This window comes from Limnohabitans radicicola, assembly GCF_014837235.1.
GTDB classification, from domain to species: domain Bacteria; phylum Pseudomonadota; class Gammaproteobacteria; order Burkholderiales; family Burkholderiaceae_C; genus Limnohabitans_A; species Limnohabitans_A radicicola.
This window is the reverse complement of sequence record NZ_JACYFT010000006.1, coordinates 1-23,918: the sequence shown is the minus strand read 5'-3', so window position 1 is coordinate 23,918 and position 23,918 is coordinate 1. Positions and strand designations below refer to the sequence as shown.

At 53.0% G+C, this 23,918-nt stretch carries 26 protein-coding genes; 12 read left to right on the top strand and 14 right to left on the bottom strand.

What is annotated here, in order from left to right:
• The first annotated feature begins 10 nt into the window (after positions 1-10).
• The 7 genes from IC609_RS15745 (at position 11) to IC609_RS15715 (ending at position 6,465) form a co-directional block, all read left to right on the top strand.
• Positions 11-526, top strand: coding sequence for a hypothetical protein (locus tag IC609_RS15745; RefSeq protein WP_191820480.1), 516 nt, complete (start codon positions 11-13; stop codon positions 524-526).
• A 15-nt stretch (positions 527-541) separates the two neighbouring features.
• A complete protein-coding gene (locus IC609_RS15740) occupies positions 542-2,266 on the top strand; it encodes a hypothetical protein (protein WP_191820479.1) in 1,725 nt (574 codons plus the stop codon).
• Positions 2,267-2,280: 14 nt separating this feature from the next.
• Positions 2,281-3,411 carry an Lcl domain-containing protein gene (locus IC609_RS15735; RefSeq protein ID WP_191820478.1) on the top strand — a complete coding sequence of 377 codons (1,131 nt, stop codon included), beginning with the start codon at positions 2,281-2,283 and terminating at the stop codon, positions 3,409-3,411.
• 595 nt (positions 3,412-4,006) lie between these two features.
• Positions 4,007-4,255 carry a hypothetical protein gene (locus tag IC609_RS15730; RefSeq protein ID WP_191820477.1) on the top strand — a complete coding sequence of 83 codons (249 nt, stop codon included), beginning with the start codon at positions 4,007-4,009 and terminating at the stop codon, positions 4,253-4,255.
• Between the two features lie 12 nt (positions 4,256-4,267).
• Entirely contained in the window at positions 4,268-4,597 is a 330-nt protein-coding gene (locus IC609_RS15725) for a type II toxin-antitoxin system PemK/MazF family toxin (protein WP_191820476.1), read from the top strand.
• A 9-nt stretch (positions 4,598-4,606) separates the two neighbouring features.
• Positions 4,607-5,605, top strand: coding sequence for a tyrosine-type recombinase/integrase (locus tag IC609_RS15720; RefSeq protein ID WP_191820475.1), 999 nt, complete (start codon positions 4,607-4,609; stop codon positions 5,603-5,605).
• A 32-nt stretch (positions 5,606-5,637) separates the two neighbouring features.
• Positions 5,638-6,465 carry a hypothetical protein gene (locus IC609_RS15715; protein ID WP_191820474.1) on the top strand — a complete coding sequence of 276 codons (828 nt, stop codon included), beginning with the start codon at positions 5,638-5,640 and terminating at the stop codon, positions 6,463-6,465.
• 45 nt (positions 6,466-6,510) lie between these two features.
• Here IC609_RS15715 and IC609_RS15710 read toward each other — a convergent pair whose 3' ends face one another.
• The 3 genes from IC609_RS15710 to IC609_RS15700 all read right to left on the bottom strand — a co-directional run bounded on the left by IC609_RS15710 (position 6,511) and on the right by IC609_RS15700 (position 8,786).
• Positions 6,511-7,152, bottom strand: coding sequence for an NYN domain-containing protein (locus IC609_RS15710; protein WP_191820473.1), 642 nt, complete (start codon positions 7,150-7,152; stop codon positions 6,511-6,513).
• Between the two features lie 236 nt (positions 7,153-7,388).
• Entirely contained in the window at positions 7,389-8,204 is an 816-nt protein-coding gene (locus tag IC609_RS15705; protein WP_191820472.1) for an N-6 DNA methylase, read from the bottom strand.
• A gap of 129 nt (positions 8,205-8,333) precedes the next feature.
• Positions 8,334-8,786, bottom strand: a complete 453-nt coding sequence (locus IC609_RS15700) for a hypothetical protein (RefSeq protein WP_191820471.1) — start codon at positions 8,784-8,786, stop codon at positions 8,334-8,336.
• A 225-nt stretch (positions 8,787-9,011) separates the two neighbouring features.
• On the opposite strand from IC609_RS15700, the gene IC609_RS15695 reads away from it, so the two are divergent.
• Positions 9,012-9,218, top strand: a complete 207-nt coding sequence (locus IC609_RS15695) for a hypothetical protein (RefSeq protein ID WP_191820470.1) — start codon at positions 9,012-9,014, stop codon at positions 9,216-9,218.
• A 154-nt stretch (positions 9,219-9,372) separates the two neighbouring features.
• On the opposite strand, the gene IC609_RS15690 is transcribed toward IC609_RS15695, so the two are convergent.
• From IC609_RS15690 to IC609_RS16275, 10 genes are all read right to left on the bottom strand, one after another.
• Positions 9,373-10,656: a protein kinase domain-containing protein gene (locus IC609_RS15690; protein WP_191820469.1), complete on the bottom strand. Its 1,284-nt coding sequence runs from the start codon at positions 10,654-10,656 to the stop codon at positions 9,373-9,375.
• 6 nt (positions 10,657-10,662) lie between these two features.
• Positions 10,663-11,367 (bottom strand): protein phosphatase 2C domain-containing protein, encoded by a 705-nt coding sequence (locus tag IC609_RS15685; protein WP_191820468.1) that lies wholly within the window; start codon positions 11,365-11,367, stop codon positions 10,663-10,665.
• Between the two features lie 110 nt (positions 11,368-11,477).
• A complete protein-coding gene (locus IC609_RS15680; RefSeq protein WP_191820467.1) occupies positions 11,478-12,203 on the bottom strand; it encodes a vWA domain-containing protein in 726 nt (241 codons plus the stop codon).
• 14 nt (positions 12,204-12,217) lie between these two features.
• Positions 12,218-12,448, bottom strand: coding sequence for a hypothetical protein (locus IC609_RS15675; protein WP_191820466.1), 231 nt, complete (start codon positions 12,446-12,448; stop codon positions 12,218-12,220).
• Positions 12,449-12,700: 252 nt separating this feature from the next.
• Positions 12,701-13,483, bottom strand: coding sequence for a hypothetical protein (locus tag IC609_RS15670; RefSeq protein ID WP_191820465.1), 783 nt, complete (start codon positions 13,481-13,483; stop codon positions 12,701-12,703).
• A 214-nt stretch (positions 13,484-13,697) separates the two neighbouring features.
• Complete coding sequence (locus IC609_RS15665; protein ID WP_191820464.1) at positions 13,698-15,230, bottom strand: type IV secretory system conjugative DNA transfer family protein; 1,533 nt, start codon at positions 15,228-15,230, stop codon at positions 13,698-13,700.
• A gap of 2 nt (positions 15,231-15,232) precedes the next feature.
• Positions 15,233-16,108, bottom strand: a complete 876-nt coding sequence (locus IC609_RS15660) for a toprim domain-containing protein (protein WP_191820463.1) — start codon at positions 16,106-16,108, stop codon at positions 15,233-15,235.
• Positions 16,109-16,135: 27 nt separating this feature from the next.
• The gene (locus tag IC609_RS15655; protein WP_191820462.1) at positions 16,136-17,044 is read right to left on the bottom strand and encodes a relaxase/mobilization nuclease domain-containing protein; all 909 of its coding nucleotides are present in this window, start codon (positions 17,042-17,044) and stop codon (positions 16,136-16,138) included.
• Complete coding sequence (gene mobC, locus IC609_RS15650; protein WP_191820461.1) at positions 17,041-17,358, bottom strand: plasmid mobilization relaxosome protein MobC; 318 nt, start codon at positions 17,356-17,358, stop codon at positions 17,041-17,043. The genes IC609_RS15655 and mobC overlap by 4 nt, the downstream gene beginning before the upstream one ends.
• A 798-nt stretch (positions 17,359-18,156) precedes the next feature.
• The gene (locus tag IC609_RS16275; protein ID WP_408611058.1) at positions 18,157-18,303 is read right to left on the bottom strand and encodes a hypothetical protein; all 147 of its coding nucleotides are present in this window, start codon (positions 18,301-18,303) and stop codon (positions 18,157-18,159) included.
• A 465-nt stretch (positions 18,304-18,768) separates the two neighbouring features.
• Between IC609_RS16275 and IC609_RS15640 the strand changes: the two genes are divergently transcribed.
• The 3 genes from IC609_RS15640 to IC609_RS15630 all read left to right on the top strand — a co-directional run bounded on the left by IC609_RS15640 (position 18,769) and on the right by IC609_RS15630 (position 21,408).
• A complete protein-coding gene (locus IC609_RS15640; protein ID WP_191820459.1) occupies positions 18,769-19,395 on the top strand; it encodes a ParA family protein in 627 nt (208 codons plus the stop codon).
• Positions 19,392-19,736 carry a hypothetical protein gene (locus IC609_RS15635; RefSeq protein WP_191820458.1) on the top strand — a complete coding sequence of 115 codons (345 nt, stop codon included), beginning with the start codon at positions 19,392-19,394 and terminating at the stop codon, positions 19,734-19,736. Before IC609_RS15640 ends, IC609_RS15635 begins: the two co-directional genes overlap by 4 nt.
• Positions 19,737-20,148: 412 nt before the next feature.
• On the top strand, positions 20,149-21,408 hold the full coding sequence (locus IC609_RS15630; RefSeq protein WP_191820457.1) for a replication initiation protein: 1,260 nt from the start codon (positions 20,149-20,151) through the stop codon (positions 21,406-21,408).
• A gap of 22 nt (positions 21,409-21,430) precedes the next feature.
• Here the strand turns inward: IC609_RS15630 and IC609_RS15625 are convergent, their stop codons facing one another.
• Positions 21,431-21,832, bottom strand: a complete 402-nt coding sequence (locus tag IC609_RS15625; protein ID WP_191820456.1) for a helix-turn-helix domain-containing protein — start codon at positions 21,830-21,832, stop codon at positions 21,431-21,433.
• A gap of 348 nt (positions 21,833-22,180) precedes the next feature.
• Between IC609_RS15625 and IC609_RS15620 the strand changes: the two genes are divergently transcribed.
• Complete coding sequence (locus tag IC609_RS15620; RefSeq protein ID WP_191820455.1) at positions 22,181-23,779, top strand: hypothetical protein; 1,599 nt, start codon at positions 22,181-22,183, stop codon at positions 23,777-23,779.
• Positions 23,780-23,918 lie beyond the last annotated feature (139 nt).

The following is a 23,918-nucleotide window of genomic DNA, read 5'->3' as shown; positions in this document are numbered from 1 at the left end:
TTGAATATAAATGATTTACTCTGAGAGAGTTAAATTTTCATCTATGAATCACCAAAGAATATATTCATTTGCGCCAATTCTATTGTTGGTTTGGATTTTATCGTCCTGTGGTGGGGCGGGGGGGAGTGCATCAAGCACTCGAAATCTCCCTCCAGATCCTGGTTCAGCAGCGACAGCAACAGTCATTGGTGTAGACACGAACAATAATGGTGTTCGTGATGAAATAGAGCGAGATTTGTCGGACAAGGTTAATGTTGATACAGATTATCAAATAAGTTTGAAGGTCGCAGCTGCCAATCAAAAGTGGCTTACATTGCCCGCACCAACAACTCGCGCTGAGGCATTGAAATTTTACGCCCTCATTGGATGCGCAGCGACAGGAACAGGAACGGTATATAACGATCCAGATGGCTTTTATTTCACAAAAATGACATTTGACACACCAGAGCGTCTGGCAAAGCGAAAGACGATTAATGATCTAATTGGCCCAGGGTTATCTTCGGATGAATTACCGCCGTGTGAGTAAAGAAGGAGTTATGAATTGAAACGTCTTATATTCTTTGCTCTGGCTTTTCTTGGCGGAATAGTCCAAGCACAAACGCGAGAGTCGTGTGGCTTCTCATTCAATGCAAATAACACGCGAGTAGTTGTATTTTTGAATGGAATAGGGAACGATTTTGCTGATGTTTGTAGCTCTTCCGATGCGCTTGGTAAGGTCATAAATACAAGCAATTTCGACAGAATCGTAATTCATAACCGAAGCGAAGCTATTAATAAAGATGTGAATGAATTGCGTGCTCAAGCGGCATATAGTAATTTGGCGTTGAAAACTAATTCAATGGTTGATTTATCAAAAATGTCGGCGCAGCAGAAAACAGAGTACTATAAAACCCTTGGAGGAATGTATCTTAGTGCAGGAAGTTCCACAGAGCCAGCGGTTCGTAGAATTTATGAATTTTCAATGTATTTGGCGGATAGATTAAGGAAGCTTTCTGAAAAGTACGAAAGAATTGTGTTGGTGCCTCACTCGCAAGGAAATTTCTATGCAGAGGCTGCGTATGCAATTTTGGTGAACTCGGGAAATCAGACCGCTCTCAATAAGATAAAGGTTGTGGGAGTGGCTTCTGTGGCTGCATCTTCCCCAAATGACGTATACATGACCAATACAATTGATGCACAAGTATATGGAAGTCAATCCGCAAATTCAATCACCTATGATTTTTATAAACCTCTCCCAGCAACAGATACCATTGTTCCGGATAATCCAATATCATTTGCGACAGTTGATTTGGTGAAAACTAATGGATATCACAGTTTTGTTTCTGCATATTTGAATCAAACGTATAATTCGAAAGAAAAAAATCAAACTCTTCCATCAATAATCGGTGATTATGTTGCAAATGCTTTAAAAGTAGATGTGACTGTTGATCCACTTGCAAAAATAATTATTAACCTCAACTCGTACTCACGGCAAACTATCCGTAATGGCAGCTCATATGGTGGCACGCCCATATATGAGTCTGATATGGCCATATCAACTATTCCACCTTCCGCTTTGTATGACGAAGTCACGATGCAGGGAATGGGAACGGAGTATCACGAAGGCGGAGTACTTCGATTTTCCGGTTCGCCTTATTTGATGCCTCAAGGACTTCCATATATTAAAAATGCAACAACGATTCCTGCTGGAACTATCTATACGTTCACTTTTCGGAAGAACGGTGGTGTAGTGGGAACGAAATCAGTCACACTCGGTGTTGATATTCCATTCGGTACGGATTTGAAGTCGGGCCTTTTCCCATTTCCTTTGTATAAAGATTACAGTAATTTGTGCACCAAGAGCATTTCTGCAGCCGATATGCTGGTGTTTCCAACAGACAGCCTCGCGTCATACCAACGGCTGAATTTGAATTGTCAGAACGGAGCCGAGCTTACGGCCTCGTCAGTTGATGCGAAATATCGGCAGTTCTCTATAACAGTTTCAGCATCGGCAAGCCCTTACGTCTCTGCTGTTGGGCCTTCTACGCTCACCCGAGGTGTTCCGACTACTGTGACCGTCTACGGCGACAGACTCCCCGATACGACCGTATTCAGTATTGAGTCCGTGGTTTGCAATGGCAACTACACGCGTACTGCATGGTCAGTTTGGCAGACTTGTACCGCGCAACCAGGAAGTAATGCCTCTGCCGCCGTATGGGTAAAGGATGGCCCGAATGGCAGCAACCTGGTGGACGGCGACGGCACCAAGCGTATAGAGATTCCGTGAAAGGAGAGAGAACCGTGTACAGAAAATTGAGCATTTTGGCCACCGTTGCCCTGGTATCGGGGCTCGTACATTCACAGGATGCTGGTGTGAATACTTCGAGTGGCCGAGAATATTTTGCCAGTCAAGACGGGCAAATGATTTACGATAAGAAAACAGGCCTTGTTTGGATGCGATGCAGTATCGGGCAAACGTGGGATGGTAAATCTTGCCTTGGATCTCCAAGAGATCATTCATTTAGTGGTGCCATGCAGGCACCTTCTCAAGTAAATGCTATCGGATTTGGAGGATATCGAGATTGGACACTTCCAAATATTGTTCAATTGGTCAGTCTACGGTATTGTTCTAAGGGTGAGTATGTGGGCAATGATTTGAGGCCTATTCGTGCCAGTGTTTTTGGTGTGGAAATGCCTCGTGCGTGCTCTGGAGGAGTATCGCCAGCCATTGACCCAGTGGTTTTTCCAAATACCATCGCAGGTAGCTACCGTACTTCTTCGAAAAATCCAGCAGATGATTTCCACACAGGAATTCGAATTGATTTTCGTCGTGGATATATTGATACCAACTCGCTGGATGACCAAGGTGGCTCAGTTCGCCTGGTTCGCAAGAATCCCATTTCAAGTGACGAAGCTGCACAGGCTTTTCCGGTTGACTACGCCAGTTTGAGTCAAACATTTGAGGTGCTGGCTCGGGATAAGCAACAAATAGAAAATGAGGCTAAAGAGTTAAAAGCCAAGCAAGAAGCGGAGCAACGGCAAGTAGCGGCCAAACGAGAGGAAGAGCAGCGGGCTCAAGCGGCAAAAGCAGAAGCCGAGTTCAAAACCATGTTCCCTCGATTGGGTCGTTGTATCGTGGGTGAGTCCGTGACACACCGCGAACTATTAAATGCTTCCCAGTCGTCGGGAAATGCTTTGGCGGACATCATCTGGAATAGTCACACCAAGGCGCAGTATGTCATTGAGTATGAAGCCGTGGTTGAGGGGTTTGTTGGCAGTAAGGTCAAAACAACCATTAACGGCTATCAGGTTAAACAGTTAAAAGCGGGTAGCTATGTGGATGGTGCTGATATGCGCAGCCGCGTTGCCGGGTACGCAGACAAGATGGTGGGAAAAACACAGTTCTACGACCGTGCCCGGTGCTCAAAATAGCCCATGAAAGTGGTTTGTATGGCTTTGGTGGCCCTTAGTGGGGGCGTAATGATTGGGGTTTAACCCATCCATACAAGTCACGGTTGGGGCCTTCAAGTGCGGTGCGATCTATGGAGTCGAGTGCCAGGGTGTTGAAGATTTTGAGCATGTACAGCTCTTGCGTTGGATAAATGGCGGTGATTTCTGCCAAGACATCCTCTAATGGATCGATGCTGCACCAGCCTTGGTAGGAAAGAATGACCTGTTGTCCAAGTCGAAAAGAAAAGGAAGAACATCAAGTTTTCATAATGTAAGGGGTTAGGTGGTACGCATAAGTATTCTGAGCAACGCCCCCAAGACAATATGCCAGGAGGAATCCATAGGAGCATTCCTTGCATATTTTCAGGCGGTGCAGTGATCGCATGGCGTCCACCTGGTCCCTGCGTAATGAGTTTGATAGTGTCTGTGTTTGCCTTGCTTTTTATCATGATAAAATATGTTATCAGTACAAAACAAAGCGGGGAGGTGTCCTGTCTTTGGCTTGACTTGCTGGGCATGCTCGCTACACTATGTTCTATACACGGTAATACTGAACACCATGCCAGGAGCACCCATCATGCCGTCCACCACGCTTCGAGCCTCTTACACCATCGCTGCACCGATCTTGCAGCGCTTCAACGCCGTTGTCCCTCACGGGGAGCGCAGTCGCGTCATGGAAGGACTCATGAAGCAAGCCTTGGCCACACGTGAAGCGGAGCTGGAGCGCATCGCCGAGGCCTACATGACCGATCCGGCATTTGCCGAATGCCGTGATGATGAAAAGCTGTGGGATGTCACCGTGGGTGACGGTCTCGAAAACCTCTAACCCACCGGCACCATGGACTTCAAACGCGGGCACATTTTTCGGGTCAACCTCGAACCCACACAAGGCAGTGAACAACAAGGCACAGCGCGGCCGTGCGTCATTTTGTCCATCACGCCACTGAATGCCAAACTGCGCCAGGTCGGAATCGTGCCCCTGTCTACATCAGCACGCGCATTGCCCCCAGTCGTGGTTGCCGTACCGTCTGCCGGTGCTTCATCGGTTGCACTGTGCCACCAGCTGCGCACCATCGACAAAGCACGTATAGGCAAGCACGTTGGCGAGTTGTCTGCCGCTGATTTGACGGCGATAGAGCAAGCGGTTCGCCAGGTCTACGCCCTGTAACCATTCCCCATGAGCCGCGCCGCAGAAACCACGTCTACACACAGTCTCGGCACCACCAACGGGGGCGGCGGCATTGTGCTGTCTGCCGCTGAGTTTCAAGGGCTGGCTGACATGCCCCCGGAACTGGAGTGGTTTGCCTCTCTGGAGTCGCTGCATACGCGCCGTGCCTACGAACGGGACATTCAGGATTTCATGGCCTTCACCGGCATCGATGCCCCGCTGGGATTTCGCCAGGTCAACCGTGCCCATGTGCTCGCATGGCGGCGCTCGCTCGAAGCACGCGCCTTGTCTGGGGCCACCATTCGGCGCAAACTGGCGGCGCTGGCCAGCCTGTACGAATTTCTGTGTGACCGCAACGCGGTCGAACAAAACCCGGTGAAGGGGGTCAAGCGCCCAAAGGTGGACACCTACGAAGGCAAGACACCTGCCCTTGGTGATCACCAGGCACGCGCTCTACTCGGGGCACCTAAGCTCGATACCCTCAAAGGGCTTCGAGATCGGGCCATCCTCTCGGTGCTGTTGTTCCACGCACTTCGGCGCGAAGAAGTCACTCGCCTTCGCGTGAAGGATTTCAACCTCATGCGCTCGGGACTCCCTCACTTGCGTGTCCAGGGCAAGGGCGGAAAAACCCGCTTTTTGCCCACGAACCCCGCAACTCTTGGTCATGTGATGGAGTACCTGGAGCGTTCTGGCCACGGCTCGGATGTGGACGGCCCATTGTTTCGACCGCTGCGCAACACGCGCAATGGCCAGCTCGATGCAGCACTGACGGCTTTCGGGGTGTATGAGCATGTCGTGAAGCGCTACATGCGAGAAATCGGCCTCACAGGGGAGCTGTTCGCCCCGCACGCCTTGCGGGCCACGGCCGCAACCAATGCCCTCTCACACGATTCCGACATTGCCAAGGTACAAGAGTGGCTTGGCCATGCCAACATTCAAACAACCCGCATCTATGACCGCAGATCCTCGCGGCCGGAAGACTCCCCCACATTCCGGGTGAGGTATTAGTCGATACGAAAGCCTGCAGGCGCAGCATTTTCATGTCCTCTCCCCAAACCTTCGCTGAAACCACGGAACATCTGGAAATGCTACGGGTTGAAGACCCGAAATTTTCGGGCCAACCACATTTTCTTCTAGTGCACACCCGAGTAAACGGCAGCCGTTACGAAGGTGAGGAACGTACCTGGTGGCAAGGCAAATTCGCTTTGCGCGTTGAGTATTTCTTCGGGCCTCTGCAGGAAAAGATTGGCGAGTTGGTTGCTTCCATGGGAGGTGAAGCACATTGGAATGACACGGTGCGATTGAGCAATGGCGAGGTCATGATTCGCATCGAGGCCTTGCGCAGCGTGGGACTGGGGAGCTTCTTGTTCAATCGTGTGGTGCGATGGGCAAAGCATCTCAACCCCGACAGCACGGTCATTCCGCTCTTCCTCTCTGCGGTGGATGGAACAAACCCCACTAACCGTGCACGACGTAACCGCCTGTACCGCCGTTTTGGCTTGCGCCTGAATTTCAAAGAGGAAGATGAGATCCATGGTCATTCAGCATCTGACATGAAAGTCAGTGAGCTGGTGGAGTGGCCACAAACAAATTGGCCCCATGTTCACGCTTCACGCTGGAACATTGGCTGGCGTGAATTTTCCAGTCAGTACAAAGAGTCCCGCAGAGAACTGCGCCGAGTTCGGCGATTGGCACGGGTGTTTCGTGTCAGGGTGGAGCGGTTTGAAGAGCGCATACGAATCGTCACCTCCTATCTGCGCTTGGTGGTGAGTTGGCCACTGGCTGCTATTGCGGGTGTGCTGGGCTTCGTACTTGGCTCCCAGCGCGTCCCAGACTGGTTGCTCACTCTGTGGCACAGGCTGGGATGATTACGTTCACGCCATGCTTGAAAAAAACGTTTAACCGAAAGAATGTTAAAAACCTACCGGCTTGCGAACGACCTTCCCGTTTGGAAGCGGTATCACATCGGGGAACTGTGCGTGTTTCAGGTGGGAATCGTGGATGTGCAGAACGCCTGTGGCGCTGCGCTCCAGTGAGCGTGAAGGGTTGCCATCAGGATGCAACAACAGCACTGTCTTGCCACGTTTCACCGCCATTTGAATCGGAACGGCCAAGTCAGAGTCGTTAGTGACAACAGCGGCCACATCGTACCGATCTTCCCACGCGTCATTGAGCAAGTAGGAGCCCAGGTTCACGTCAGAGCCCTTTTCGTCTTGCTTCCAGACCTTGGCCGATTCACGTTGCGTGCCGTCCGCAGCAAACAGTGGTTCAGCCAGGCGGTACTTCACTTCGGTCGTGAGAAACTGCCCCTCGATGAGATCCACCTGAGGGAGTGTTTGCAAGGCACGCAGATAGGCCTGTTGCCGCAGCGGTTTGGAAGCATCGAATTTGCCACCGACACGAGCTGTGAAGTACCGTACTTGCACGAGTTGGTCATTCGGGAAAAACTGCGTGAAAAACGTGTACAGATCAAGCCAGCGGTAGGGCTTGTTGCGCAGGCGGCGGTAGTAGAAATTGAAGCCATCGACGTAGGCGATGACGCGACGTTTAGTCATAGGAAGCCAGAAAAGGCAAAGGCCGCTTTCGCGGCCTTTGAGCCCTGTGACGAAGCAGCAGGGGTTGTAAGTGATCCTATTCTACCCACATTTTTGCGGTGTGCAAATCATTTTTGCTGGAGAAAAAAGCCCCAGTCCAGAAGACCGGGGCAAGTAGCCATCAGCTGTCACACATCAGGCACCCGCTAGGGAGGAACGCGGGGAGGGCTTGCCTCAGCTGGGCATTATGCCCAGACTCAGAAATCGAAGCCGAATTGCCCTTGCACCCTGCCCATAGGGGTGGCCACCGCAGGCGTGCGAGGTGCCGTTTCCGGGATCTCGGCCGTGGAGTTGGCCAAAGGTGAAGGAACCGGTGTTTGTTCGGCCCAATGTCGGGACAAACGAGGCCCCCAGCAGCCCAGGTAGTGTGCAGGGGTGTAGAACGTCTCACGCACTTCCATGGCCAGGGTGTTCCCTACCACCACAACGCCCGGAACGTGCCACAACGCCATCTGCAGGTAGCACATGAGCGCGGCCGTCCGGTCGATGTCTTGGGCTTGCACCCAAACTCGATGTGCCGGGTTGTGTTTGTGGGAGAGCATGACCTTGATGAAGGCCAAAATCATTCCCCCTGCCCCACAGGCAGGCTCACACAAAGTGATGAACGGACGCTCCAACTTGGCCAAGTCCTCGCCATAGGTCACGCGGGCCATCAGTTCCGCGATCTCCGGGGGAGAGAAGAATTGGCCAGTGCCGGAATTGCCCAACTCCAGCTCCATGTACAACGGCCCCAGCACATCACGGGGTTCCGGCTCCAGCATCACGACCAGCTTGGCCAAGAGTTGCGCAAAGGCACCCACATCGTCTTTTTCGTAGCGCTTAACGATGGCCAGGTACTCGGCTTCCAAGGTCTCAAAGCGCTCGGGCGGCAAAAATTCGCGCATGGCGTTGTGGACAGACAAGGCAGAGAGGTTCACGAAGTCCCGAAAGACTTCATAGCGGTGGCGGTGACGTGCGATGCCATTGAAGGCACGCACGAACTCGCCACGCGCGACTTGGGGGTTGGTGGACATAACTTTTCCTGTGGAAAAGGCGCGTCCACCACTGGCGGACTGCACCAGTGGTTGAAAAAAGAGACCCTGCCCCGCCTAGCGTTGAGCGGTGCGGGTCTCCCGTTCACCCTATGGAAAAGTGACGTTGAGTCAAGCCTTGCTATGATGGTTTTTCATACTGGCCAGCCTGTTTTCGGCACGGTTCACGATGTCTGCTACTGGCTCATCTGGGCGAAAGCCAAATGGCCCATCAAGTCCGTTATCAATGACCTCGAACTCGATTTCACGCACACTGGCGCGGCACTCCAATTTCTGCACGTACTGGCTCCATGCTTTGCCGGTTCCCCGATTCCCCCACCAGGTCATGGAAAACTGCATTGGTGGCCGAGCAATCACAACGGGACACTTGACCTGCAGGAAGGGGTCGATGCAATCAGCAAACAATTCCTCGAAATAGTCCTCCAGCGGATCAGCAACCTCGAACTCGCGCACCGTCCAGCCCTGGGCCACCGCAGCACGCTCTAGCTTGTCCCAGGAAGAAGAACCAGAAGATGTTGGGTACAAAATAACCAGGTGCTTTTCAGGCGTTGAAGCTGGATACATGTGATCTCCTTTTGTTCAGATTGAGTCAACAAAAAGCGGGTTGCCGAACATGTCAAATAGGTTCACTTCGTCAGTGGAAACGTATTTCCATCACCAAAGATTGTCTCCATCACTGTTCGTATCGTCGCTTGCCATCCAGACATGGTGCTTGCTGCATCAAAGCCTCTTGGATGGCTATATGAGCCATATCAAGGGAGGTGCATTCCAATCTGAAAGTTGGTGTGTTTGCCCGACGAACTGGAAGAGTTAGCAAAGGAACGCCTCGTGCTTTCAGTCCAGATTCTAGAATTCTCTGCGCTTCAGGCGTCCATCGTGCTTGCCAAGCAACGGTGCACCACCAAGGAAGACGGGCTACAACCAATGGGTATTCCTGTGCATCTTGCAGTTTCCGAAAACGATCAATTGCAGCAAGTAGCCGATGAAACTCAATAGCCAAGTTGCAGTACGGCGTCACCCACGTATCAGCCCAACACCCTCGCTGACGAAGTAGTTTTTGGAGTTCTGGCCACCCATGCATCCCTTGATGCCAAGGCTGAACGATGAGTACCAAGGGCTTGCTTGACTGTGTAAATTCCGTGCGCATGATTTACACGATACTCGGAGAAATGACGACTATTGGGTCAACGTCTGGGTGAACGAACACTTGATCCCCCGGCTCCAAGAGATATTCTGTGCCACTGGGAACAAACCGTGGTTGCCGAGGATGCTTTTGAGTAATGACATATGAGCCGTTCTCACCGAACTGTCGAAGCACCAATGCGACCATGGCGTGCCTCTGGATTTCCATATGATTTCGTGAAATTCTTCCCTTATGTGGACTGTCTTGAAAGTCATCACGCCCAAACACCCAACCAGTTTGCTGTTCTGATAACTCTGTCAGTCTGCGGCCGTGAAACGAGACTGAAAGCGTCATATCAAAACCACAGTGAGGGCATGCCCTCGAAGTAAGGCTGTGCAGTGAAAATGTGGTCAAGCACTTCTGGCAGATTGCTAGTGAGAAGGTTCTTACCATGCTGGCTAACATACCGCTGACTGGGGACGATGCTTGTCGTGCTACTGGATTTGGGCTGAGTGCGGATGAAAAAAAGCCCTTGAGTTGATCTGAGAGCATGGAAGGAGCAACAGATCCATAAGGAGGTCGTGGACGCAGAAAAGCCAATAGACCACCTCCGCTGCTCTTGTCATACAACCATCCCTGCAATTTTCGTTGTCGTATCAGTTCATAGTCGAGTGCGTTGTCAACGTCAGTCTGAACAGGCCAAAACCCCAAAAGCACCCAGTGCAACAGAACCGCGAAGGCGTAAATATCCGCCGCCGGCGTGTAGCCTGTCTGCTCCACCTCAGGTGCAATCGTGAGATCGGTGCCCCCGCCCATAGCGGGGGGTGCCCCAGGGCCAAAGGCACATTGAAAATCTATCAAGATGACATGAGGGAAGCGAGATTGACGCTCCACTACCAAAACATTTCCCGGATGCCAATCGTTAAAAAAAATTCCTCGACTTCTGAGCACATCGAACGCTCTGGCAAGCTGCATGGCAATGGCAATGCGTACCGGTGAAAATGAGGGCACGTCTGAAAGGTATGCGGATAGCCCATCTCCACCAGAGACTAATGGAGTCACGATACCCATTGGGGCATCAGTCATATCAAAGGGAAAGGCAAACAGTGGCGGGGCATTCCACCCTGCTGTTTTTCCACGTAACCACTCAATTTGCTGCTGGGCTCCTGGTTTTTCATACGTGAAAATCTTGAAGGCAACAACACGTCCATTTCGCAGCTTCGCACGGAGCACCATACCTTCTGCCCCCATGCCCAGCAATGCCGATTCATCTGCGCGGATTTCGTCACCATACTTAGTACGAACACGCATAGTGCCTCACAAAAATTTTGGCCGCTGCCCCGTCCCCAGGAGCGCCACCGATGTGTTGTCAGTCAATTGGTCTTCAATAGCACTCAGCGCCGCATGGAGTCCTGCAGGGACATCCCCGCCAGCATCATCGATGCCCTGCAATAGCCAGCGTCCTAGAGTTTCCGGCTGCGCTCGAAATAGCGTCGATAACCCATCCGTCATGCACAGCATCACTTCCCCTTTGCGAAGAGTCACGCTTCCCCAAACAGGTGCCTGCAAGCACTGCTGGGTTGATAGATACCCCTCAAGAGCACCCTGTGCATTTACCTGATCTGTAGTGAGAAAACGGGCCTTCCCAGTCAAATCAATGTGCGCAATAAGTCCGTCGCCCAGCTGCGCAAAATGGACAGCATCCTTAGCAGCACGTTTCATGCAAAGAAATGTGCATGCTGCTGTTTTTCCTCCCTCCGGCAAAAGTACACCTCGTCGGTTGTACTTTTTCCGAACGGCATCGACGAAACTGGAAAGATCTTTATCGCGTTCTGACCGCAGGAAGCGACGGATTCCGAGATCCACGACCGTTCGAGCAACTACCCCTCCAAGTTTTTGGGGGTCACCTCCCATGCCGTCTGCCAAAATCACTTGATCTGAATTCACGTATCCCGCATCTTCCTGTGTCAAGCGACGTGATGATTGGACTTGCGCCCAACCGAAAACCCATGGTTTATGCATTGTTCGCTCCTGTCCCCATGTCAGGAACGTACTCAGCCACATCGATGCCCATGGCCTGCAAGAACTCAATCCACTGAGGGGGAAATTCAAGGTATTCCACGGTCGCACTCCTAGTTCAACGCCAGTGCTTTTATGACTTGCGGCGATGCGTTGTTATTGCTCGTGATGGTGGCCCCGAGGCGTGAGAAAAATTGATGCAATGCGCTTTGTTGCGTGGCGTCGAAAAATAAATCACCCGAAAGGCTCCGCAGCTGCGCAATGTCGTCAGGGGCGGCTTGAAAACCGACGGTCACTATGCGTCCCCCGGATGCTTTGATTTTTTCGTATATCTGCCGTGAAGCGTCAAAATCAGCCACCGCACCATCGGAGAGAACCACATACCAGGCACGCGATTTCAAGTAGTTCTTCGGGGCTTTCCATGCCTGCTGCCTTTGGAACGCGAGCTCAAGCGCAGGGGCCAACCTTGTGCCACCACCTGTTTGCAAATTTTGGGCTCCTGGAAGTGGTTCATCGATGGACTGCAGCGGCAAAATTTCACACGGCTTATCCGCGAAAGTCAGTATGGAGATATTCGCATCGGAAGTTTGGCTTCGTCCTCGCTTGGCATGCTCAAATAACGCCACTGTGGCCCCGGTTGCATCCATGATTTTTGACTGCATGGAGCCACTGACATCGAGGAACGCATAAATGTTGGACACAGAAACCAGCGGCTGCACTAAATTTGGTGCTTGCCGCGACAAGACTCGATCCATGATGGAGTCTCCGGCAGTGTTGGCATTCTGTGCCATACACATTTTGGATTTTTGATTGAGGTTTGGGGGCTGTTGGTAGGGCATGACAATCTCCTGAGTTACGGACGTGGGTTGGGAGGCGTGATGTATCCGGCGTACTTGCCGTTGGCATCACGGATGATTTGGCTGCCTGGCGGGATGCGCTCTGTGATCCCCGTTACCAAGTCAGACACGTTGGCCGAAACATCGGCAACACTGCAAAACCGGGCATTTGGATTGCGCCGGTTCTGAAACACCTGGCTTCCTGCTTTCGTGGGAAGCACCTTCATCAATGCTGAAAGCAAACTCATTTCGTTCCCTTCTATGTATCAAGGTTGAGCGAGCAAGGTCGTGCTCGCCGACATAAACCAAAAACGTGAAGATCCTCTACGGGCAGGTCATCGCGTTTTGACTCGGCTCCCATCTCTGCTTCGCATACCTCCATTCCCTCTCCCCTGCTGGTCAGGGTCACAACCAAACATCCACGTAAGTGAATGTTGTCGGGAGAAATTTTATTCTATTTTTCGCGACATTTAATATATCCGACTAAAACAGAAGGATTTTTAGTCGAATTCGCGATGGTAACTACTGCCTGCCATGACCTCTATCAGCTGTCGTTCGGTGGGGCTTGCTTTGCCTAAAAGCGCAGACAGTGTCTCATTGATGCGCATTGACTTTGGAGATATCAACTCCCCGACAGGTATGTCATGCTTTGTTTTCGCCTGCCCCAGCAGGTTGGCTAGCGTCACATCCATCTGACGCAACTGATCCAGATAGATTGCCTTTGCCTCACTGTGTCGCCCATAGTGCAAGCGGAAAAACTCGATTTCGTTCATGCGGTGCCCTCTCGCATCCTTCGGTCGGTCTTTGTAGAGCGGTGGACGCGTTGGGTGGTTCGGGTCTGCAAGCCATTCCAGCACCTCGCGTTGCAACAGTTCTCGGTCTCCTACTTTTTCCAAGCGCACACGGAATGTTTGGTCTCGAATTTGAACCTCGTCTTGGAAGAAGGTGTTCTCCACATGCTCTGTGAGCATCCGACGGAAAAACAATTTTTGTGCCTTTTCTGCGACAGCAGAAAAAATCTCGGCAAGCCACAAGTTGTCAATGGATGCTTTCGGAATGTGCTTCTGACTTCTCTCCAGTCGCAACTGTGCTTCAAGATTTTTGATCCGAAGTTGCAAATCCACGATCTCTCGCGTCCGAGCATCGCTTTCTGACGTCTGCCGACCTTTTGAAACAACTTGACCATTGACCTGCTCAAAAGACGAGTTGACCCGTCCAGCTGTCTTTTCACGCACCAGCTGGACTCCGTGAGTACCTGTATTAACGGCCGATTTGTAGGGCATAGGAACGCATCGGTCTCAGACCTTGAGCCAGTACTGAATCGATGCGTAAGGAGAGGGGAACATGCCTCTTATTTAATCACAATCTCGGAAAAGTCAAGTAATCCCCTCTTTGACAAGCCAGCAAGGAACGGCGTGCCGTTCTTTGCGTTCCCCATCGTCATGACTGCTACTGATGCCGAAGGCATGAGTGGCCTGGCGTATTTCCCCTCCCCCCCTACAGCTGCAGAAACGATGGCGGCGCAACAGAGCTCACGGGCGGGCTATGCGGGGGCAGCTCGGAGCGCTTGCGCAGCGCCCGCTGGTCATAGTAGGGATGCATCGAAAGCAGCGTGGCGGGCTTGTTGGCAAAGAGGTAGAGCGCCTGGTTGTCGGGCAGGGTTCGCAGCTGGGCGGCTGACAAAAGCGGTTCTTGGGTGACATGGAGCCGGTTGTCCGAGTCGCGCACCTCCACGCGCCGACTTCCGACCGTCCTGGCAAGCATTTCGGCAGTCGGGGTATCCATACCTGAGAAAAAAATCTTGGAGGCGATGCCGCCGTGCAAGATGGTGTTTGCCGCCGCCTTGCCGTACCGTTCTTCGAGCTGAGAAAGCGCCTGCAGCACGATACTGATGGAGATTCTTCGCGCCCGGGTCGTGGTGATGATTTCCGGAAAGTTTGTCAGCCTCAGGTGGCCAAACTCGTCCAGGAGCGCGTACATGGGGAGGCTGTCGCACCCGTACTGGTGATCGTCCAGGGCGTAGTGGAAAAACTGGGAGTACAGCAGGCTGGCCAAGAAGCTGTAGTAGCTCAACCGATTCTGCGGCAACACCAAAAACAAGGCGGTCTTGCGCTGGCGAAACTGAGCAAAGTCCAAGGTGTTGGTTGCGGTCAAGGCGGCAATGTCCGGATCGGCCACAGCCTTGAGCGCCACCTTGGCCGAAGACAAGAGGCCTTGCATGGTGTTGGGTGCCTGCGATATGAAGCCCTGGAACTGCTGAAACGTGGCGTTGTCGGCGTTCTGGCTGACATAGTTGAAGAGTGGGCGGCCGTCACCAAAGCACTGCAGCAGCATGTGCAAATTGGCCAGGTTTCTATGCGCGGGATCTCCGGCGAGTAGACAGCGTATGAGCACCGTCAGTATTTCTTCTGCCCCAGAATTCCAAAACGGGTCAGCACCGCCACCGGGCAATCCCGTCGCCACCAGCACTTGGGCAATTTCTCCAGCCGACGAATGGCGGGTTGCGTAGGCCAGCGGGTTGTAACGGACACTGCACGACAGGTTGAGCGGGTCAAACCGCAGCACCTCGAAGCCTCGCGCCGCCAAGTCGCCGGAGGCTTTTTCATAGAGGGCACCGGATGGGTCTGTCACCACAATGCTGCAGTCGTCGAGTCCGTACAGATTGGGCAAGATGAAGCTCGATGTCTTGCCTGCACCCGTTGTGGCCACGACCGCACAATTGCGACAGGAATCCTGGACACTCAGGCGGGCAGCATCACCGTCGAGAATGAGCCCTTTGTGACTGCGCTTGGTCAGCCGCCATCGTGCCCAACGTCCCATGAGCGCGGCACCCGCAGGCGCGGGCTGTGCCACGAAACCCCAGAGCCACGAAACCCCTTGCCATGCCCCGGCCACCGCCTTCCCACACACAAACCAAACAGCAGTTCCGGCAACGGCAATGATGTGACCGGCACCGGGAAACAACCGGCTACCAATCCACAAGGCCAGTGCCGTGAAAATCACAAGCTCGATGAGGGTTTCCAGTGGCATGGTTAGCGTTGACGTGACAGCGTTTTCCAGAAATCGTTGAAGTCATTGTGGCCCTGGTAGAGGCCACTTCCATCATGAACACGAACATTCGCGTGCAGTTCCAGCAGCCTGGCGCGTGCACGCGCCCCTGCTTCATCATGGTCAAAGTAGGTGGTAATGCGGTCGATTTCCCGAGTGGCGATGTACTCCCCTGCCCGCTCCACCATGGCCACTGAGTTCAGCACCAAAACGTTCGCACTTGGCGTGGTGCTTGCGTGAAATGCAAGGGCAGACAAAAAGTCAAACACCCCCTCGAAGGCAACGAGATCCTTGCGTTCTGGCTGCTCGAAGGTGGTGATGTCCTTGCGGCCGATGCAGCCCTTCCAAATACTGTTGCGCAACTCGAAGCCGCCGCTTCGGTTCTGAAACCCGAGGGCGGTGTACGTCCGCTCCCCCACCCGATACTCCAGCTCACGCAAATACACCCGCGCCAAGTCAATCGGGATATGCCGTTCGCGCAGCAGGTATTGCACCAGTCGTTGGTCGGCAATTTCTCGGTTGCCGATGATTTCCGGCACGCTCACTTCTCGTGGAATTGGCACGGTCGGCATCAATTCCAATGGGGCTACCAGTCCATTCACCAAATCTGCAATGCGCCCGAGTGTCCGGCGCGTGTCTTCGCCATACAAGGCCTGCACCAGGTCAATGTTGGTGCCCCCTCGCCCCAGCCCAAAGTCGAACCACACGTTCTTGATGGCATCCACTTTGAAACTCGGGGTGTTTTCCCCTCGAAGTGGGGAGCGATACCAAATAGCCGATCCACGCGTGTGAGTGGGCTTGTGTCCCAGCCTGGCCAGCAATTCCAGCAAGGGGATGGCTTTGGCTTCTTTGATGTTCATAGGGGGTGGGATAAGAATACAGTCGCTTCACCGTGAGCGATCACGGCCCGGACTTGATGGCGCCTCCTTGGTGTGTGTTTGGTCGCGGACTTGTGCGGCCTGCTCCAGTGCTGCCTTTCGCTTGGCTACGGGATCAAGCGTGGCCTCGTGCCAGCGCTGGTTTTGTTGTGTCCAGGCCTCCGCAAGTCCCAAGGTGGACAACCGGTGCTTGGTTCCTACTCCGGCCAACTCTTTCACCCCAACGGTACTGCCTCGGGCATAGAGTTCCAAACCCTGTGCGGCAAGATGCCGTTCGAGATCCTCGCGGCTCTTCGCCAGTGCCAAGCAGTGCTTCACCTGGTCATGTACGGCTTGTTTCCGGCTCGGTTTTCCCGTGCGCGTTAGCAAGCCTTGTTCTTTGGCAGTGGTCTTGACTTGCTCGACTTGTCGGTCACGTGTGTACACACGCGCCTGCACCAGCTCCGGATGGTGTGCGAGCACATAGCTTTCCAGTTCTCGCTGAATTCGGGCAAAGTCGTGTTTGGTCACGCGTTCCCGTTTTCGAGAGTTGACGGCATTGGCACTGATAAGCAGGTGGACATGCGCATACTCGGTGTCCAGGTGCGCCACGGCATACGCGAGTTGCTTGGGTGCCCTCGATGCCACATAGGCATGGGCAACGTCCCCCAACTTGTGTTCCAACGTCCTGCTATCAAGCGCGTGGCCCTGCGAGAAAGAAATCACCTCGTGGTACAGCGCATTGCCATTGGCACGCTGCGGCAAGAGTGCCGCATTGCGTTCAAACTCGTCCTGAATGTCCGCCTCGGGAGAGCCCGCATGTGCCAATAGGTTGTGAAAGAGTACCGCCCTGCCCTCCCCTGTTCGCAAATCGCGCCCCATATAGCCAATGAGTTGGCCAAAGCTCGCGACCTTTCGGGAGAGACTTTTTACGATCATGGGGAGGGTTGGCGAACGGGGCGCTCCACCATGGCCCTGAGGGCAGCTTCCAGCCTGGCCACTTCGTGAAACGGGGCCTTGGCATCCAATACGGCTTGAATTTCGTTGGAGTGCCGCGCCATTTGGTTGACGTTGGTCGCAATGTTGCGAACCAAAAAAACCAAGTCTTGCAGCCGCTCGCCGAGTTCGGGGGGCACCAGAACGGCATCGTCTAAATGCGCGAATGCCCGACGCTTCAAGTGCGTGGTCGCCCGTTCCGAAAACTGCGCGGCCGCTCGCTCCAGTCGGGCGTATTCCGCCAGGCTCAAACTCACGGACACGCGCCGGGCACGCTGTCGGTAGGACTTCCGATAGCGTGCCTGGTACTGTTTGCGTGAGTCGGTTGGCATGAGCAGAGGGAAATTATTCCCGAATGACCAGCCACGGGAGACACACGTCTCCCTCCCCAAAGGGGGTTCCAAGGGGGCGCGGGAGGCGCTTCCCCCTTGGCAAGTGGGCATTTCGGGACGAGCCCCAGTATGGGGTGTTCGTCACGAATATGCAAACTTGCCTGCCTTCCCTGCGCGAACAGATGTGGTCTCGCTAATCCAGCGCCCTGCGGTCGTCCGTACCCGCTGCGCCTGGCAGTCCGAGCAATTTCGCCACGGCTGCAGAAATCGTCAACTGGTGACGGTACGCATAGGCGGACAATTCCGCATGAGCCTGTCCCTGCAGCTCCACCACCTTCGTCGCATGTCGGGCGCGATACTGCTCCTGCCGAAGCAACGCGAGCAATCGCTCGCGTGATGGGCGGGTCAAAAAAGAATCCACCCACTCCCCCACCCCTTGGCCCTTTGCCTGCGCCTCGTGCAATTTCGTTCTCGCCCAATCACAGGAAATACCCGGTTGCAGCTGCACGTTTCACTGATCGAGCATGCGCAGCAACCGCGTGGCCAGCGGGGCTGCTGGTAGGCGGTGGTGAATCGGTAACCGTGGCTGGGCACGAGTTCATTTTTTCCTTGAGGGCATCTCTTTAGATAACGGGTGACCAAATAAGCAAATAGACTGGCACACATTTCCAGATATGCAAGCGAAAAGCCCCGGCAAGGGGCTTTTGCTCAAGGTCTTTGACGTTAGGGCGACGCCGGACCAATCAGCTGGCTGATTGGCTGTGGGTCAAAATGAAGATCCAACTCGATGCGCGGGATTCCCATCCAGCGAAGTTCCATGAGTTCGTCAATGCTGAAGGTTCCCCACTCATCTTCAAAGAGTCCGGTCACGTACCCAAACGCCACGTGCGTCTGCGGGTCGTACTCGGTGACGTACCAGGTGCCGCTTCACGCGATATTGAAGAGCTTGGCCACGACTACTGGGTCGGTCTGTTCCGTTTGAGAGTACAACGGGTGTTTGGTCGTTCGCATTTCGAGTGCGTGAATCAAGGTTGCTTTGTCCATATACAAGGGGTTAGGAAGTAAGCACCGGCGCATTCACAGCCCAAGGAACACGAAAAGCCAGGAGGAACGCGCAGCGGCAAATCCTTGCTTTTCGTTTTCGGCTGTAGTATTGCTGGCTGCTGCTTCCGCCTTGTGTATATACATATATAGCAATATATATACATAGATTTATATATAGCTATGTATATATACAGCAACCTACAAGCACAGCCAGTCAACCCATCAATAAATATATATTGCTATATATATAGATGGCGGTATACTGGCGCTGTTGCAACCCTTCACATCACCATGATTTACGCTGTATTGAATACCAAGGGCGGGGTATCGAAGACGACAACCGCTGTTCACCTGGCCACGATGTTGGCACGAGAGGGGAAGACCTTGCTCATTGATGCCGACCCTCAACAGTCTGCCGCGAGTTGGGCCGTCTGGCGATCAGAAGCTGGACGAGACCCAAGTCCAACAACCATATGTTTGTCAGGAAAGGCCGTTTTTGATGAGGGTCGCAAAATGGCCGAAGACTACGCTTCATGTGTTGTCGATGCGGGTGGGCGAGACTCATCAGGCCTGCGCGCAGCATTGCTTTTGGCGCAAATGGCCATCATTCCGATTGGAGCATCAAACCTCGATGCGGCCGCAATGACAGACTTGCTCGAAGTGGTTGACCTATCCAAAGATTACAACCCCGAATTGAATGTTCACGTACTGCTCACTCGCATTGACCCACGCACAAAAGATGCAGGGGAAATGTTGGAATTTTTAAAAAGCCACTCGTTAAAAGTTCTCGAAACCCGGGTTTGCGAGCGTGTTGCCTATCGACGGGCAATAGGGGAGGGGGCCATTGTTCAAGAGCTAGGAAAGGACCCTCTTGCAACAGCCGAAATGGAAGCATTTTTTACTGAAATCACCCAATGAAAGCCAAGCCAGTAATTCCATCGTCAATGGAGGTTCCACGCACCGTCAATCGTGTGGAAGCAGAAAATTTTCTGCAAAGCGGAAAAGCGGATCTCAAAGAAAATCCACCGGTTAAAGCTGCACCAGTGATCCCGAAAGAAGTGGCCCCAGTCACCTTCTCTTCGCCTGCTGAATCAGCACCCGTCGCACGCGGAAAGAAATTAGTGGAGCTTCCTCAATCGTTACTGGAAAAAATTAAAGATTCGGCGTACCTCCTTTCGAAGCAATCTGGTCGGCGTGTTACGGAAACACAGCTGATCGAAAAGGCTTTGGTGGAGTACTTCACGAATCTAAAAATATAGCTATATATATTTATATAAAACACCAACAACCTTGTGTGATGTACGCAAGCATTGGTTTCGGCTCTTGTTGTTGTTTTATATAACAACAACTTTAATACGTTTAGGGTTGTTATTTCCTTTTAAAATCAATGACTTACGGTGTTTTGGGTGAGGGTTTAGGGGATGACAGGTGAGGGTTTAGGGGATGATGGATTCGTTTTAGGTGATGGTTTAGGGGAGGTCTTTTATCTCCAGGTCGGCTCCCATAAGTTGTTGATTTATAAGGGAAAACATGAGGAATAGCCGACTCGACCGCAGAGTTAGGTGATGGTTTAGGGGTGATAGGTGATGGTTTAGGGGAGAGTGAAGATGCAAACCTGAAAGGTGAGGCTTTTTTTCTTGACCTGGCATCACTTAACGGTAAAATTCGAGCATGCCTCAGTCTGAAAGAGCGAAGCGTCTCGCATTGCCCTCACGCGAAACCGTTAAAAAGCACGTCGCAGCCATTCATACCAATGGGGCGCTTTCGCTGCTGGAGCGCAAGATGGGAAACATCATCTTGCTCAATGCGTATGACAGCTTACTCACGACCAGGACACACAAAATTCCCGTCAAACTCTTGTGTGCCATGATGGGCTGGGATGAAAGTCACAACACGGATCGTCTCAAAGATGCACTGCGAGCGTTAGCGACCACGCCCATTGAATTCAACCTTATGGAAGATGGGAAAGAGAGCTGGCAAATAACCACGATGCTTTCCTTCGGGAAAATCAAAGATGGTATTTGCACGTACCGCTATGACGAAGCACTTGCGGAAAAGCTGTATGACCCTGAGGTCTACGCCACGATTAATATCGGAGTACAAAGACAGTTCGACAGTGGTTATGCATTGACCCTGTACGAAAACTGCGTTCGGTATAAGGCAATTGGCACAACTGGAGTTTGGTCAATCGAGCGATTCCGTGCCTTGATGGGGGCCACCGCATCCATGTATTCAGAGTTCAAATACCTGAAGCGGGATGTGATTGTGAAGCCCATTGACCAGATCAATCGAGTGTCGGATATTCACCTCACGTTCGAGCCTCAAAAATCTGGCCGCAATGTCACGGGAGTAAAGTTTCTCATTAAAGAAAGTGAGCAGCAAACCCTTCTGTCTCCAGCCGCGACAGATGAATACGCAGAAATACGAAAAAATCTCACGTACCAAAGGCTCATGGAGCACGGTATTGGTGACCGTCTGGCGTTACTGTGGGTCATGCAGGAAGAAGACCGTGTTAAGGCGGTGATTGATTATGTTGAAGAGCGTGACAAGAAGCGTCAGATTAAAGGCTCAACCGCTGGATATATTCGGAAACTCATCGAAGATAAAGCGGAAGTAGGGAAGTCCACCTATGAAGAAAAGAAGCAAGAAGTGGTGCAAACCGAATTGCAGGTGCGCCAACAAGCGGAGTTAGAAAAACAACAAAAATTAGAGCGTGATAAACAAGAACGCGAAACCGTTTGGCTTGACTTCATGAGCTGGCCAGAGAGTGAGCGCACAGCATTTGTCGAGCAAAAACTTGCAAGCATCGGAATGGCGATGCAAGCCTATAGAACGAGGGGAATTGAAAGCCCTATTGTGAAAGGCAATCTTATTGGCCATCTGCGTGAGCGTTTGCGAGGCCAAGAGCGGGACGGATCAAATTTGCAGTAAGGCGTCAACGTTGGGCGAAAGCTCACTTCGTTTTTTTACTGGAACCCTCTTGCGCACCACCACTGGGGCGGTCAAACATCTTTCGAAATAACCCAGGCGCATCAAGTTCTTCGGGGGACTGAAACGGTTCCGAGTGGGAGAGTGTGTCTTGGGAAAACATATCCCTCAGTGGCAGACCTAAGCGGCGCGAGAGTTGACAAAGCACGCGCAACGAGGGGTTTCCTTGTCCTCGCTCAATTTGCGACACATAGCTGCGATCTACATCGGATTCATAAGCCAAGGCTTCTTGGGAAAGACCCAGGGACAACCGTTGTTTGGTCATCAACTCCGCCAAGGCCTGTCGCTCCAATTCAAACACATCCTCGGCAACGGTCGAGGTCTTGCGTCGGGGAACCCGATTGCTGGTTACGTGTGGTGATTGCATGGCGCATGATCCTGAAATCCCGATCCATACACCACCGCACAAAATCAGTGGAATGAGTAAGGGGGGATATAATCGACAATTCCCAACGCTTCTTGAACAGGAAAAGTGGCTATGTCGAACCGGTTACTCTGTGCGCTTCTGATTGGTACGTCTGTGGGTTTGGTCGCATGCGGTGGGGGAGGGAGCGCAGCACCTGACACATCCGTCACTTACAGCGTTTCCGGCACCATTGCCGGTCTCTCAGCGGCCGGGCTCGTCCTAGCTAACGGCACGGACACAGTAGCTCCGTCCGCAAACACCACGAGTTTCCAGTTCTCCAACCAACTGGCCAACGCTGCCTCCTACAGCGTGAGCGTCAAGATCCAGCCCACGGGACTCAACTGCACCGTGGCAAACGGTGCGGGCACCATCGCCGGGCAGTCGGTGGGCAATGTGGCGGTGACCTGCAGCGCCATTCCTGCCAGCTTCACCCACGTGCTCAACAACATGTCGGTGGCAGCGGTGACACCGGCCCCCAACAAGTGGGTGGTGGCCCACAGCGCCTATGCCACGGCCTCGCCATCAACCGCACAACCGCCTTTGCTGTTCATGATGAACCGATCCACCGGCACGGTGGACAAGGTAGTGCAACTGGGGTTTGATGCCACGCAGCTCTCGGCCGTACTCGGCACCAGTGGAACCAATTGGAACGAACGCTCTTTTGACATCAAGTCCATGCGGCCCACGGCGGACGGCGGCGTGATCGTGGCCATGGACATCTTTGGCAGCACTTCAACGGCCCGTGCCCATGTGGTGACCAAGCTCGGGGCAACCTTGGGGCTCGATTGGGCCAAGGTTTTGCCCTACGACCAGTTTGGCACCCTCGAAGTCAAGGCCGATGGCTACGCCAGCACGGGCAATGCCTTCAACACCTACGACCTGGCTGGAAACTTGGTGGCCAGCAAGAGTCAGTTTTCCACGTTCAGTGTGACCACGGCCAACACCCAGGTGCTGGGGGGCTTGGGTGCTTACATGACGGTGGCGGGTGCCAACGTTCAGACGCGCACCAACACGAATGCTGCAAACCAGGCGTACTACGCAGGCCTCAAAACGGCCACGGGTGGCGTGCTCATGGTGGGCTATGGAGGGGAGGGGAGTGACACCTACCCGGTGCTCGTGGAAACCAATGCAGCGGGCACCCCCACAGCCGCCAAACGCTTGTCGGTTAAAACCTCAAACGGCACAGGATTCCGGGATGTGGTGGCCACGGGTGGCAACTACTACGCGGTGGGCAACTATCTCACTGGCGTGGGCACCAACATCGGCTGGATGGTGTGCAAACTGCCCAGCTCACTGGCCTCGGTCACATGCAAGTCGGTGGCTTCGGGCAGTGGCAACCTTACGATTGCAGCTGACAGCACGGGCAACCTGGTCATCACGCGCCAGGCGGATGCCCCGGCACTCATGCTCGATGCGCTGTTGAATCCGGTCTACGTGCCTTCAGGCTTCACCCTGTCCGATTTGAGCACCACGGCCCCGGACTGGAGTGCCAGCTGGAACACCGGCAGCAGCACCGCCATGGCCAACGCCACGGCAACACCTGCCACGGTCACGGTGCGCGTCGATGTGCTTGACCCAGCGAAGGTGGATTCCAGCAAGCTCAATTTCCTGTTGTTTGCCAAGACGGCGGAGAACTTGAGTGGGATTGACAACACCTTTGGATCAGGTTCTGGAACGATTACTTTTACCAAAAATATTGCCAGCGCAACAGGGCTGAAAATGGTTTTTACTGGCACGAATACACCGTATACCAATGCGGTTGTGACAGGAACAATTTCGGGTCAAACACTCACGGTGAGTTATACCGACACTGTAATGATGGGGGCATATGTTGATGTTATTGGAACCGTCACAGATGCCACTGGGGCGACGTACAACTTCAGGACGGGTGTTCTCAGTATTAACTGACAATATTGATTTGCGTTTGAATATAAATGATTTACTCTGAGAGAGTTAAATTTTCATCTATGAATCACCAAAGAATATATTCATTTGCGCCAATTCTATTGTTGGTTTGGATTTTATCGTCCTGTGGTGGGGCGGGGGG